Raw genomic sequence first — 13,557 nt, forward strand, 5'->3', positions numbered from 1 at the left:
TTTATCGGGGTTTTTTGTTATCTGACTACAGAATAACTGGGCTTTACGCCCTTTTTTTATGTCTTGGGGGTGGGCTTGTCCACATTAGAGCAAAAATTAACAGAGATGATTACTGCACCGGTCGAAGCACTGGGCTACGAACTGGTCGGCATCGAATTCGTTCGCGGCCGTACATCGACGCTGCGCATCTATATTGATAGTGAAGATGGCATCAATGTTGATGATTGTGCTGATGTCAGCCACCAGGTGAGTGCGGTTCTTGATGTTGAAGACCCGATTACCGTTGCGTACAACCTGGAAGTTTCCTCACCTGGCCTCGATCGCCCGATGTTCACGGCCGAGCACTACGTGCGCTTTACCGGTGAAGAAGTGGCTCTCGTTCTGCGTATGGCCGTACAGAACCGCCGTAAATGGCAGGGAATTATCAAAGCCGTTGATGGTGAAATGATCACGGTGACAGTCGACGGCAAAGATGAAGTGTTCGCGCTGAGTAATATCCAGAAGGCGAACCTGGTTCCCCACTTTTAACAGTCTGGATTGAGGTGAAAAGCCCGCGATGAACAAAGAAATTTTGGCTGTTGTTGAAGCCGTCTCCAACGAGAAATCACTGCCGCGTGAGAAGATTTTCGAAGCGCTGGAAAGTGCACTGGCTACTGCAACCAAGAAAAAATACGAACAAGAGATCGATGTTCGCGTAGAAATCGATCGTAAAAGCGGTGACTTCGATACATTCCGTCGTTGGGTAATCGTAGAAGAAGTGACCCAGCCGACCAAAGAGATCACGCTGGAAGCCGCCCGTTTTGAAGACGAAAGTCTGAACGTAGGCGAGTACGTTGAAGATCAGATTGAATCTGTCACCTTCGACCGTATCACGACCCAGACCGCTAAACAGGTTATCGTGCAGAAAGTTCGCGAAGCCGAGCGCGCGCTGGTTGTCGATCAGTTCCGCGATCAGGAAGGCGAAATCATCACCGGTGTGGTGAAGAAAGTGAACCGCGACAACATCTCCCTGGAGATCAAATCCGAAGGGTTGCCGGGTAACGCTGAAGCCGTGATCCTGCGTGAAGATATGCTGCCGCGTGAAAACTTCCGTCCGGGCGACCGTATTCGTGGCGTTCTGTACGCCGTTCGCCCTGAAGCGCGTGGCGCACAGCTGTTCGTGACCCGTTCTAAACCAGAAATGCTGGTAGAACTGTTCCGTATCGAAGTACCGGAAATCGGTGAAGAAGTTATCGAGATTAAAGCGGCGGCTCGCGATCCGGGCTCCCGTGCGAAAATTGCGGTGAAAACCAACGACAAGCGTATCGACCCGGTCGGTGCTTGCGTCGGTATGCGCGGTGCGCGTGTCCAGGCAGTTTCTACTGAGCTGGGCGGCGAACGTATTGATATCGTTCTGTGGGATGACAACCCGGCGCAGTTCGTGATCAACGCAATGGCTCCAGCTGATGTGGCGTCTATCGTTGTTGACGAAGACAAACACACCATGGATATCGCTGTTGAAGCGGGCAACCTGGCGCAGGCAATCGGCCGTAACGGTCAGAACGTACGCCTGGCGTCACAGCTGAGCGGCTGGGAACTCAACGTTATGACCGTTGATGACCTGCAGGCTAAGCATCAGGCTGAAGCCCATGCGGCGATCGATACCTTCACTAAATACCTGGATATTGACGAAGACTTCGCCACTGTTCTGGTTGAAGAAGGTTTCTCTACGCTGGAAGAACTGGCCTATGTGCCAATGAAAGAGCTGCTGGAAATTGACGGTCTGGATGAACAGACTGTTGAAGCCCTGCGTGAACGCGCTAAAAACGCACTGACCACCCTGGCGCTGGCTCAGGAAGAAAGCCTTGGCGATAAGAAGCCGGCTGATGACCTGCTGAATCTGGAAGGTCTTGATCGTGCGATTGCGTTCAAGCTGGCTGCCCGTGGTGTTTGTACGCTGGAAGATCTCGCTGAGCAAGGCGTTGATGACCTGGCTGATATCGAAGGTTTAACCGACGAGAAAGCCGGCGAGCTCATCATGGCCGCACGTAATATTTGCTGGTTCGGCGACGAAGCGTAATAAACTGTAGCAGGAAGGAACAGCATGACTGATGTAACTGTAAAATCGCTGGCTGCTGAGATTCAGACCTCCGTGGACCGCCTGGTACAGCAATTTGCTGATGCAGGGATCCCGAAGTCCGCTGATGACTCGGTGACCGCGCAAGAAAAACAAACCTTGTTAACGCACCTGAACCGTGAACACGGTTCTACGCCTGACAAGTTAACGCTGCAGCGCAAAACGCGTAGCACGTTAAACATCCCTGGTACCGGTGGCAAAAGCAAATCGGTACAAATTGAAGTCCGCAAGACGCGCACCTTTGTAAAACGTGATCCGCAAGAGGCAGAACGCCTTGCCGCGGAAGAGCAGGCACAGCGTGAAGCGGAAGAACAAGCTCAGCGTGAGGCGGAAGCAACCGCCAAACGTGAAGCAGAATTAAAAGCTGAACGTGAGGCCGCAGAAAAAGCGAAACGCGACGCAAGTGATAAAGTGAAGCGTGACGCTGCGGAAAAAGACAAAGTGAGCAATCAACAGACAGACGAAATGACCAAAACCGCCCAGGCTGAAAAAGCCCGCCGTGAAAATGAAGCTGCCGAGCTGAAGCGTAAAGCGGAAGAAGAAGCCCGCCGTAAGCTGGAAGAAGAAGCTCGCCGCGTCGCCGAAGAAGCGCGCCGCATGGCAGAAGAAAACGAGAAGAATGGTGTGAATACCGTTGAGCCGACTGAAGACACCAGCGACTATCACGTGACCACTTCTCAGCATGCGCGTCAGGCTGAAGATGATAACGACCGTGAAGTTGAAGGCGGTCGCGGCCGTGGCCGTAATGCAAAAGCTGCGCGTCCGGCGAAAAAAGGCAACAAGCACGCTGAATCCAAAGCTGATCGTGAAGAAGCACGCGCTGCTATTCGCGGCGGTAAAGGCGGTAAGCGTAAAGGTTCCGCTCTGCAGCAGGGCTTCCAGAAGCCAGCTCAGGCGGTTAACCGTGACGTCGTGATTGGCGAAACCATCACCGTTGGCGATCTGGCGAACAAGATGGCGGTTAAAGGCTCTCAGGTCATCAAAGCGATGATGAAACTGGGTGCCATGGCCACCATCAACCAGGTGATCGATCAGGAAACCGCACAGCTGGTTGCTGAAGAGATGGGCCACAAAGTTATCCTGCGTCGTGAAAACGAGCTCGAAGAAGCAGTAATGAGCGACCGTGATACTGGCGCTGCGGCTGAACCGCGTGCACCGGTTGTGACCATCATGGGTCACGTTGACCACGGTAAAACCTCTCTGCTTGACTACATTCGTTCTACTAAGGTTGCCTCTGGTGAAGCGGGTGGTATTACCCAGCACATCGGTGCTTACCACGTAGAAACCGAAAACGGCATGATCACCTTCCTGGATACCCCGGGCCACGCAGCGTTTACCTCAATGCGTGCTCGTGGTGCTCAGGCGACGGATATCGTTGTCCTGGTTGTCGCAGCAGACGACGGCGTGATGCCACAGACCATCGAAGCTATCCAGCACGCGAAAGCGGCGCAGGTGCCTCTGGTTGTTGCAGTCAACAAGATCGATAAGCCAGAAGCCGATCTGGACCGCGTGAAGAACGAACTGTCTCAGTACGGCGTTATGCCGGAAGAGTGGGGCGGTGAAGCGCAGTTCATCCCAGTATCTGCTAAAGCAGGTACCGGTATTGACGACCTGCTGAACGCGATCCTGCTGCAGGCTGAAGTTCTGGAGCTGAAAGCGATCCGTAATGGTATGGCGAGCGGCGCGGTGATCGAATCCTTCCTGGATAAAGGTCGTGGCCCGGTTGCAACCGTTCTGGTTCGTGAAGGTACCCTGAACAAGGGCGACATCGTTCTGTGTGGCTTCGAATACGGCCGCGTTCGTGCGATGCGTAACGAACTGGGTCAGGAAGTTCTGGAAGCGGGTCCGTCCATTCCAGTGGAAATCCTGGGTCTGTCCGGTGTTCCGGCTGCCGGTGACGAAGTGACCGTTGTGCGTGACGAGAAGAAAGCGCGTGAAGTGGCACTGTATCGTCAGGGCAAATTCCGCGAAGTTAAACTGGCTCGTCAGCAGAAATCTAAACTCGAGAACATGTTTGCCAACATGACCGAGGGCGAAGTTCACGAAGTGAACATCGTTCTGAAAGCTGACGTACAGGGTTCTGTGGAAGCGATCTCCGACTCCTTGCTGAAACTGTCTACCGACGAAGTGAAAGTGAAGATCATCGGTTCTGGCGTAGGTGGTATCACCGAAACCGACGCGACCCTGGCTGCTGCGTCCAACGCTATCCTGGTTGGCTTCAACGTTCGTGCGGATGCGTCTGCGCGTAAAGTAATTGAAGCCGAAAGCCTGGATCTGCGTTACTACTCCGTCATCTATAACCTGATCGACGAAGTGAAAGCAGCGATGAGCGGCATGCTGTCTCCTGAGCTGAAACAGCAGATCATCGGTCTGGCTGAAGTACGTGACGTGTTCAAATCACCGAAATTCGGTGCGATCGCGGGCTGTATGGTTACCGAAGGTAACATCAAGCGTCACAACCCAATCCGCGTACTGCGTGACAACGTGGTTATCTACGAAGGCGAGCTGGAATCCCTGCGCCGCTTCAAAGATGACGTTAACGAAGTCCGTAACGGCATGGAATGTGGTATCGGCGTGAAGAACTACAACGACGTTCGCGTTGGCGATATGATCGAAGTGTTCGAGATCATCGAAATTCAGCGTACCATCGCGTAATCTTCGTCGACAGAAGATTGTTTAGCGTAGGCCGGGTAAGCGAAGCGCCACCCGGCAATAATTTAAAAAAGGGGCTTTAGCCCCTTTTTTGTCTGGAGAATTTATTATGGCGAAAGAATTTGGTCGCCCTCAGCGCGTAGCGCAGGAAATGCAGAAAGAGATCGCACTCATTCTGCAACGTGAAATTAAAGACCCGCGCGTCGGCATGATGACCACCGTTTCCGGTGTCGAAATGTCCCGCGATCTGGCGTATGCAAAAGTGTTCGTCACCTTCCTGAACGATCAGGACGAAGCGGCAGTAAAAAACGGCATTAAAGCGCTGCAGGAAGCCTCTGGCTTCATCCGCTCCCTGCTTGGCAAAGCGATGCGCCTGCGTATCGTGCCTGAACTAACCTTCTTCTACGATAACTCGCTGGTCGAAGGTATGCGTATGTCCAACCTGGTGACCAGCGTGGTTAAACATGACGACGAGCGTCGTGTTAACCCGGCGGACGACAGCAAGGAGGACTGATGAGTCGTCCTCGTCGTCGCGGTCGCGACGTGCATGGTGTGCTGCTGCTGGATAAACCCCAGGGCGCTTCCAGCAACGACGTGCTGCAAAAAGTTAAGCGTATTTATAACGCCAACCGTGCGGGCCATACGGGCGCGCTGGATCCGCTGGCAACCGGTATGCTGCCGGTCTGCCTGGGAGAGGCGACAAAGTTTTCCCAGTACCTGCTCGACTCCGATAAGCGTTACCGCGTTATCGCTAAACTGGGCCAGCGCACGGACACCTCCGACGCGGACGGCCAGGTAGTAGAAGAGCGCCCGGTGACCTTCAGCGCGGAACAGCTTGATGCGGCGCTGGAGAGCTTCCGTGGGGACACGATGCAGGTGCCGTCGATGTATTCTGCGCTGAAATATCAGGGCAAGAAGCTCTACGAATATGCGCGCCAGGGCATTGACGTCCCGCGTGAAGCCCGCCCGATAACCGTGTACGAGCTGCTGTTTATTCGCCATGAAGGCGATGAGCTGGAGCTGGAAGTGCACTGTTCGAAAGGCACCTATATTCGCACCATCATCGACGACCTCGGTGAAAAGCTGGGCTGCGGCGCGCATGTGATCTACCTGCGTCGTCTGGCGGTGAGCAAATACCCGGTGGAGCGGATGGTGACCCTGGAACATCTGCACGCGCTGGTTGAACAGGCGGAAGCGCAGGGGATCGCGCCGGCAGATTTGCTGGATCCATTGCTGATGCCGATGGACAGTCCGGCAGCGGACTTCCCGGTTGTTAATCTTCCTTTAACATCGTCCGTTTACTTTAAGAACGGCAACCCGGTTCGTACGGCACAAGCGCCGCTGGAAGGACTGGTACGCGTGACCGAAGGTGACGAAGGGAAATTCATCGGTATGGGCGAAATGGACGGCGAAGGTCGCGTTGCGCCGCGTCGTCTGGTCGTCGAATATCCGGTCGACGCGTGACGGTGATAACGGCTCACCTTGCGATAAGCAGGGGAGACGAGTAGAATATCGCCGCTTAACGCCTGGTAAATTGTTTAACAATCTGCGGGGCGTACATTGGATTGCTGAATTAGAGATCGGCATCCTTACATTCTTTATACTTTGGAGTTTGAAAATGTCTCTAAGCGTTGAAGCTAAAGCTAAAATCGTTTCTGAGTTTGGTCGTGGTACTAACGACAGCGGTTCTACCGAAGTTCAGGTTGCACTGCTGACTGCACAGATTAACCACCTGCAGGGTCACTTTGCAGAGCACAAAAAAGATCACCACAGCCGTCGTGGTCTGCTGCGTATGGTTTCTCAGCGTCGTAAACTGCTCGACTACCTGAAACGTAAAGATGTTGCACGCTACACCGCGCTGATCGAGCGTCTGGGTCTGCGTCGCTAAGTCTTGCGAGTTTCAGAAAAGGGGGCCTGATGGCCCCTTTTTTCAACCAGACGGCAGCAATTCACTGGAAACTATTGTATTGTTGCTATAAATGATCTTCATTGCAGAGGTTCGCGCGGCTAATGAGAGGCTTCACCCATGGGGGTGTTGGTTGTCATTAGTCGCGAGGATGCGAAGAAGGTCGGGTTAAATCGACAGCACACCGGTGGTGTGCTGTCAAACATTTAAGAAAGGACAGAACTTTGCTGAATCCGATCGTTCGTAAATTCCAGTATGGTCAACATACCGTCACGCTGGAAACCGGCATGATGGCACGTCAGGCTACTGCTGCCGTTATGGTAAGCATGGATGACACTGCGGTATTCGTTACCGTTGTTGGTCAGAAAAAAGCTAAACCAGGTCAGGACTTCTTCCCGCTGACCGTTAACTACCAGGAGCGTACCTACGCTGCCGGTAAAATCCCGGGTGGTTTCTTCCGTCGTGAAGGCCGTCCAAGCGAAGGCGAAACCCTGATTGCGCGTCTGATTGACCGCCCGGTTCGTCCGCTGTTCCCGGAAGGCTTCGTTAACGAAGTACAGGTGATCGCGACCGTTGTTTCCGTTAACCCACAGGTTAACCCGGACATCGTTGCCATGATCGGCGCATCTGCTGCCCTGTCACTGTCTGGTATTCCATTCAATGGCCCAATCGGTGCCGCGCGCGTTGGCTACATCAACGACCAGTACGTGCTGAACCCAACTCAGGAAGAGCTGAAAGAAAGTAAGTTGGACCTGGTTGTTGCGGGTACTGAAGCCGCTGTGCTGATGGTTGAATCCGAAGCTGAGTTGCTGAGCGAAGACCAGATGCTGGGCGCTGTGGTATTTGGCCACGAGCAGCAGCAAATCGTTATCCAGAACATCAACGACCTGGTGAAAGAAGCCGGTAAACCACGTTGGGACTGGCAGCCAGAAGCGGCAAACGACGCGCTGAACGCACGCGTTGCAGCCCTGGCAGAATCTCGTCTGAGCGATGCATACCGCATCACTGACAAGCAGGAGCGTTACGCTCAGGTTGACGTGATCAAGTCTGAAACTATCGCGACGCTGGTTGCTGAAGACGAAGCGCTGGACGCTAACGAACTGAGCGACATCCTGCACGCTATCGAGAAAAACGTTGTTCGTAGCCGCGTACTGGCAGGCGAGCCGCGTATCGATGGCCGCGAAAAAGACATGATCCGTGGTCTGGATGTGCGTACTGGCGTTCTGCCACGTACTCACGGTTCCGCGCTGTTCACCCGTGGCGAAACGCAGGCGCTGGTTACCGCGACCCTGGGTACCGCACGTGACGCACAGAACATCGACGAACTGATGGGCGAGCGTACTGACAGCTTCCTGTTCCACTATAACTTCCCTCCGTACTCCGTAGGTGAAACCGGTATGGTTGGCTCGCCGAAGCGTCGTGAAATTGGTCACGGTCGTCTGGCGAAGCGCGGCGTGCTGGCAGTGATGCCAGAAGCTGACAAATTCCCGTACACCGTTCGTGTGGTTTCTGAAATCACCGAATCCAACGGTTCCTCTTCCATGGCTTCCGTGTGTGGTGCCTCTCTGGCGCTGATGGATGCAGGCGTGCCAATCAAAGCCGCCGTTGCGGGTATCGCAATGGGTCTGGTGAAAGAAGGCGACAACTTCGTTGTTCTGTCTGACATTCTGGGCGACGAAGACCACCTGGGCGATATGGACTTCAAAGTAGCGGGTTCCCGCGAAGGTATCTCTGCGCTGCAGATGGATATCAAAATTGAAGGTATTACCAAAGAGATCATGCAGGTTGCTCTGAACCAGGCTAAAGGTGCGCGTCTGCACATCCTGGGCGTGATGGAACAGGCGATTAACGCGCCGCGTGGCGACATTTCTCAGTTCGCTCCACGTATCCACACCATCAAGATCAATCCAGACAAGATCAAAGATGTTATCGGTAAGGGCGGTTCCGTAATCCGTGCGCTGACCGAAGAGACTGGCACCACGATCGAAATCGAAGATGACGGTACTGTGAAGATCGCAGCAACCGACGGCGAGAAAGCGAAATTCGCTATCCGTCGCATCGAAGAAATCACTGCAGAGATCGAAGTGGGCCGCGTCTACGCAGGTAAAGTGACCCGTATCGTTGACTTTGGCGCGTTCGTTGCCATCGGTGGCGGTAAAGAAGGTCTGGTTCACATCTCTCAGATCGCTGACAAGCGCGTTGAGAAAGTGACCGATTACCTGCAGATGGGTCAGGAAGTCCCGGTGAAAGTTCTGGAAGTTGATCGCCAGGGCCGTATCCGTCTGAGCATTAAAGAAGCAACCGAGCAGTCTCAGCCAGCTGCTGCGCCAGAAGCACAGGCAGCAGAACAGCAAGGCGAGTAAGTTGCCATTTGCCCTCCGCTTTGCGGAGGGCCTATTATCAGGCAGGACGCCTTGTTAAGCCGCCGGGGGACAGGACGTTCATCCAATAGTTGTCTTCGGGAGTGGGAAATGAAGCCTTTTTTGCGCTGGTGTTTCGTTGCGACAGCTTTAACGCTGGCAGGATGCAGCAACTCTGCCTGGCGTAAGAGCGAAGTCCTCGCAGTGCCATTGCAACCGACTTTGCAGCAGGAAGTGATTCTGGCACGCATGGAACAAATTCTTGCCAGTCGGGCTTTAACCGATGAAGAACGCGCACAGCTTTTATATGAGCGCGGAGTGTTGTATGATAGTCTCGGTCTGAGGGCATTGGCGCGAAATGATTTTTCACAAGCGCTGGCTATCCGACCTGATATGCCTGAAGTATTCAATTACTTAGGCATTTATTTAACGCAGGCAGGCAATTTTGATGCTGCCTATGAAGCGTTTGATTCTGTACTTGAGCTTGATCCAACTTACAACTACGCGCACTTGAATCGCGGTATCGCACTGTATTACGGCGGTCGTGATAAGTTAGCGCAAGATGATCTGCTGGCGTTTTATCAAGACGATCCTAATGATCCTTTCCGTAGCCTGTGGCTTTACATCGTTGAGCGGAAGCTCGATGAGAAGCAGGCAAAAGAGGCACTGAAACAGCGCTTCGATAAATCGGACAAGGAACAGTGGGGATGGAACATTGTCGAGTTCTACCTGGGCAACATTAGCGAAGCAACGCTGATGGAACGCCTCAAGGCGGACGCAACGGATAACACCTCGCTCGCTGAGCATCTCAGTGAAACCAACTTCTATTTAGGTAAGTACTACCTAAGTCTGGGGGATATGGACAGCGCTACGGCACTGTTCAAATTAGCGGTTGCTAACAACGTACACAACTTCGTTGAGCACCGTTATGCATTGTTGGAATTATCGCTCTTGGGCCAGGAGCATGACGACCTGGCAGAATCGGACCAGCAATAGCTGACGACATAAACATCAGCCCGTAATCTTTTTGATTGCCATCACCTTAACTGGTGAGGGCGTTGTTGTTCGTCAATACACCTACTTTGAGCCGGTTCACACTTTTCAATGAAAATTGCTAATCATTTTCACGATGAGCTAAGTAGACTGGCCGCCATTAATATCGAGGCACTTGTACTACATGGCTGAATTCGAAACCACTTTTGCAGATCTGGGCCTGAAGGCTCCTATCCTTGAAGCCCTTAACGATCTGGGTTACGAAAAACCATCTCCGATCCAGGCTGAGTGTATCCCACACCTGCTTTCTGGTCGTGACGTGCTGGGCATGGCCCAGACTGGTAGCGGTAAAACTGCAGCATTCTCGCTGCCGCTGCTGAACAACATTGATCCGGACCTGCGTGCACCGCAGATCCTCGTCCTGGCTCCAACCCGTGAACTGGCTGTTCAGGTTGCAGAAGCAATGACGGAATTCTCTAAACATATGCGCGGCGTAAACGTGGTAGCCCTGTACGGCGGCCAGCGTTATGACGTGCAGTTACGCGCCCTGCGCCAGGGCCCACAGATTGTTGTCGGTACGCCGGGCCGTCTGCTGGATCACCTGAAGCGCGGTACTCTGGACCTCTCTAAACTGAGCGGCCTGGTACTGGATGAAGCAGATGAAATGCTGCGTATGGGCTTCATCGAAGACGTCGAAACCATCATGGCGCAGATCCCGGACGGTCATCAGACCGCGCTGTTCTCTGCCACCATGCCAGAAGCGATTCGTCGTATCACCAAGCGCTTCATGAAAGATCCTCAGGAAGTGCGTATTCAGTCCAGCGTAACCACTCGCCCGGACATCAGCCAGAGCTACTGGTCTGTGTACGGCATGCGCAAAAACGAAGCGCTGGTACGTTTCCTGGAAGCGGAAGATTTTGATGCGGCGATTATCTTCGTGCGTACCAAAAACGCGACTCTGGAAGTGGCTGAAGCCCTGGAGCGTAGCGGCTACAACAGCGCAGCGCTGAACGGCGACATGAACCAGGCCCTGCGTGAGCAGACTCTGGAGCGTCTGAAAGACGGTCGTCTGGATATCCTGATTGCAACCGACGTGGCAGCACGTGGTCTGGACGTTGAGCGTATCAGCCTGGTTGTGAACTACGACATCCCGATGGATTCCGAGTCTTACGTTCACCGTATCGGCCGTACCGGTCGTGCGGGTCGTGCTGGCCGCGCGCTGCTGTTCGTTGAGAACCGCGAGCGTCGTCTGCTGCGTAACATTGAACGCACCATGAAGCTGACCATTCCAGAAGCTGACCTGCCAAACGCAGATCTGCTGGGCAAACGCCGTCTGGAAAAATTCGCCGCGAAAGTACAGCAGCAGCTGGAAAGCAGCGATCTGGATCAGTACCGTGCGCTGCTGTCGCAGATTCAGCCTACCGCTGAAGGCGAAGAGCTGGACATGGAAACCCTGGCTGCAGCACTGCTGAAAATGGCTCAGGGCGAACGTAGCCTGATCGTGCCACCAGATGCGCCGATGCGTCCTAAGCGTGAATTCCGTGACCGTGACGATCGCTTCGAACGTCGTGGCGACCGCAATGACCGTGGCCCACGTGGTGACCGTCCAGAGCGTGGTGGTGAAGACCGTCCACGTCGTGAACGTCGTGACGCGGGTGATATGGAACTGTACCGCATTGAAGTGGGCCGTGATGATGGCGTTGAAGTTCGTCACATCGTTGGCGCGATCGCTAACGAAGGCGACATCAGCAGCCGTTACATCGGTAACATCAAGCTGTTCGCATCCCACTCTACCATCGAGCTGCCAAAAGGCATGCCGGGCGAAGTGCTGCAGCACTTTACGCGTACCCGCATCCTGAACAAACCGATGAACATGCAGCTGATGGGCGATGCACAGCCACGTCCAGACCGCGGTGGTGAACGTCGTGGCGGTGGTCGCAGCTTCGGTGGCGAGCGTCGTGAAGGCGGCCGCAGCGAAGGTCGCGGTGGTGAAGGTCGTCGTTTCTCCGGCGAGCGTCGCGAAAACCGCGGCCCACGTCGTGAAGAAGGCACCAGCCGTCGCCGTTTCGGTGACGCGTAAGCCTCACTCTTCTGACGTAAAGTAAAATATACAGCCCCGATAAACGCTATCGGGGCTTTTTTTATTCCTTTTGTACTCTTGTACTGGTACAGTGCGTCACATTAAAATGCAGAACCGCATGATTGACTGGAGAAAAGGCTGTATGGCGACACTAACCACCACCCAAACGTCACCTTCGCTGCTTGGCGGCGTGGTGATCATCGGCGGAACCATCATTGGTGCCGGGATGTTTTCCCTGCCTGTGGTCATGTCCGGTGCGTGGTTCTTCTGGTCGCTGGCCGCGCTGGTCTTCACCTGGTTCTGCATGCTCCATTCCGGGCTGATGATCCTCGAAGCAAACCTGAACTACCGCATTGGCTCCAGCTTCGACACCATTACCAAAGATTTGCTGGGCAAAGGCTGGAACCTGGTGAACGGGCTATCCATCGCGTTTGTGCTCTATATCCTGACCTATGCGTATATTTCGGCGAGCGGCTCGATTCTGCATCACACCTTCTCGGAGATGTCGCTGAACGTTCCGGCGCGTCTGGCGGGGCTGTGTTTTGCGCTGGCTGTGGCGTTTATCGTCTGGATGAGTACCAAAGCGGTGAGCCGCATGACGGCGATTGTATTAGGCGCTAAGGTCATCACCTTCTTCCTGACCTTCGGCAGCCTGCTGGGGCACGTGACGCCCGCCACGCTGTTTAACGTTGCCGAAGTGAACACCTCCTATACGCCGTACCTGCTGATGACCCTGCCGTTCTGTCTTGCGTCGTTTGGCTACCACGGTAACGTGCCGAGCCTGATGAAGTACTACGGCAAAGATCCGCGCACCATTGTGAAGTGTCTGGTCTACGGCACGCTGCTGGCGCTGGGGCTGTATGTGATTTGGCTGCTCGGGACGATGGGCAACATCCCGCGTCCGGAATTTATCGGCATTGCCCAGAAGGGCGGTAACATCGACGTGCTGGTGCAGGCGCTGAGCGGCGTGCTGAACAGCCGCAGCCTGGATCTGCTGCTGGTTATCTTCTCTAACTTTGCGGTGGCGAGCTCTTTCCTCGGCGTAACCCTGGGCCTGTTTGACTACCTGGCGGATCTGTTCGGCTTTGATGATTCTGCGATGGGGCGTTTTAAAACCGCGCTGCTGACCTTCCTGCCACCGATTGTGGGCGGCCTGCTGTGGCCGAACGGCTTCCTGTACGCCATCGGCTATGCAGGGCTGGCGGCAACTATCTGGGCGGCGATTGTGCCAGCGCTGCTGGCACGTAAATCACGTAAACGCTTCGGCAGCCCGAAATTCCGCGTGTGGGGCGGCAAGCCGATGATTGCGCTGATCCTGGTGTTTGGTGCTGGCAATGCCCTGGTACACGTGCTGTCGAGTTTTAACCTGTTGCCTGTGTATCAGTGAGTCTTTTGTGCCGGATGGCGGCTACGCCTTATCCGGCCTACGCGATCCCGTAGGCCCGGTAAG

General features: G+C 54.4%; 11 protein-coding genes. All 11 read left to right on the forward strand.

Annotated elements, in window-relative coordinates:
* The first annotated feature begins 75 nt into the window (after window positions 1-75).
* The 11 genes from rimP to mtr all read left to right on the forward strand — a co-directional run bounded on the left by rimP (window position 76) and on the right by mtr (window position 13,494).
* On the forward strand, window positions 76-528 hold the full coding sequence (rimP, locus tag NQ230_RS03115) for a ribosome maturation factor RimP (RefSeq protein ID WP_032639709.1): 453 nt from the start codon (window positions 76-78) through the stop codon (window positions 526-528).
* Between the two features lie 28 nt (window positions 529-556).
* The gene (gene nusA, locus NQ230_RS03120; protein ID WP_063143573.1) at window positions 557-2,059 is read left to right on the forward strand and encodes a transcription termination factor NusA; all 1,503 of its coding nucleotides are present in this window, start codon (window positions 557-559) and stop codon (window positions 2,057-2,059) included.
* A 24-nt stretch (window positions 2,060-2,083) separates the two neighbouring features.
* Window positions 2,084-4,771: a translation initiation factor IF-2 gene (gene infB, locus NQ230_RS03125; RefSeq protein WP_121424761.1), complete on the forward strand. Its 2,688-nt coding sequence runs from the start codon at window positions 2,084-2,086 to the stop codon at window positions 4,769-4,771.
* A 106-nt stretch (window positions 4,772-4,877) separates the two neighbouring features.
* Complete coding sequence (rbfA, locus tag NQ230_RS03130; protein WP_003024988.1) at window positions 4,878-5,282, forward strand: 30S ribosome-binding factor RbfA; 405 nt, start codon at window positions 4,878-4,880, stop codon at window positions 5,280-5,282.
* Complete coding sequence (gene truB, locus NQ230_RS03135; RefSeq protein WP_159514995.1) at window positions 5,282-6,232, forward strand: tRNA pseudouridine(55) synthase TruB; 951 nt, start codon at window positions 5,282-5,284, stop codon at window positions 6,230-6,232. Before rbfA ends, truB begins: the two co-directional genes overlap by 1 nt.
* 154 nt (window positions 6,233-6,386) lie before the next feature.
* Window positions 6,387-6,656: a 30S ribosomal protein S15 gene (gene rpsO / locus NQ230_RS03140; RefSeq protein WP_003861789.1), complete on the forward strand. Its 270-nt coding sequence runs from the start codon at window positions 6,387-6,389 to the stop codon at window positions 6,654-6,656.
* Between the two features lie 242 nt (window positions 6,657-6,898).
* Window positions 6,899-9,037: a polyribonucleotide nucleotidyltransferase gene (pnp, locus tag NQ230_RS03145; protein WP_121424759.1), complete on the forward strand. Its 2,139-nt coding sequence runs from the start codon at window positions 6,899-6,901 to the stop codon at window positions 9,035-9,037.
* A gap of 108 nt (window positions 9,038-9,145) precedes the next feature.
* The gene (nlpI, locus tag NQ230_RS03150) at window positions 9,146-10,030 is read left to right on the forward strand and encodes a lipoprotein NlpI (protein ID WP_023309331.1); all 885 of its coding nucleotides are present in this window, start codon (window positions 9,146-9,148) and stop codon (window positions 10,028-10,030) included.
* Between the two features lie 108 nt (window positions 10,031-10,138).
* Window positions 10,139-10,219: a protein YrbN gene (yrbN, locus tag NQ230_RS03155; protein ID WP_097397692.1), complete on the forward strand. Its 81-nt coding sequence runs from the start codon at window positions 10,139-10,141 to the stop codon at window positions 10,217-10,219.
* Window positions 10,212-12,107, forward strand: coding sequence for a DEAD/DEAH family ATP-dependent RNA helicase (locus NQ230_RS03160; RefSeq protein ID WP_121424758.1), 1,896 nt, complete (start codon window positions 10,212-10,214; stop codon window positions 12,105-12,107). Before yrbN ends, NQ230_RS03160 begins: the two co-directional genes overlap by 8 nt.
* 142 nt (window positions 12,108-12,249) lie before the next feature.
* The gene (gene mtr, locus NQ230_RS03165; protein WP_063143618.1) at window positions 12,250-13,494 is read left to right on the forward strand and encodes a tryptophan permease; all 1,245 of its coding nucleotides are present in this window, start codon (window positions 12,250-12,252) and stop codon (window positions 13,492-13,494) included.
* The last annotated feature ends 63 nt before the right edge of the window (window positions 13,495-13,557 follow it).

It is taken from the genome of Enterobacter asburiae (assembly GCF_024599655.1).
GTDB lineage: Bacteria > Pseudomonadota > Gammaproteobacteria > Enterobacterales > Enterobacteriaceae > Enterobacter > Enterobacter asburiae_D.

Coding starts and splice junctions, on each gene's coding strand:
- nusA (WP_063143573.1), top strand. CDS start 557: ATGAACAAAGAAATTTTGGCTGTTGTTGAAGCCGTCTCCAACGAGAAA.
- infB (WP_121424761.1), top strand. CDS start 2,084: ATGACTGATGTAACTGTAAAATCGCTGGCTGCTGAGATTCAGACCTCC.
- rbfA (WP_003024988.1), top strand. CDS start 4,878: ATGGCGAAAGAATTTGGTCGCCCTCAGCGCGTAGCGCAGGAAATGCAG.
- truB (WP_159514995.1), top strand. CDS start 5,282: ATGAGTCGTCCTCGTCGTCGCGGTCGCGACGTGCATGGTGTGCTGCTG.
- rpsO (WP_003861789.1), top strand. CDS start 6,387: ATGTCTCTAAGCGTTGAAGCTAAAGCTAAAATCGTTTCTGAGTTTGGT.
- nlpI (WP_023309331.1), top strand. CDS start 9,146: ATGAAGCCTTTTTTGCGCTGGTGTTTCGTTGCGACAGCTTTAACGCTG.
- yrbN (WP_097397692.1), top strand. CDS start 10,139: ATGAAAATTGCTAATCATTTTCACGATGAGCTAAGTAGACTGGCCGCC.
- NQ230_RS03160 (WP_121424758.1), top strand. CDS start 10,212: ATGGCTGAATTCGAAACCACTTTTGCAGATCTGGGCCTGAAGGCTCCT.
- mtr (WP_063143618.1), top strand. CDS start 12,250: ATGGCGACACTAACCACCACCCAAACGTCACCTTCGCTGCTTGGCGGC.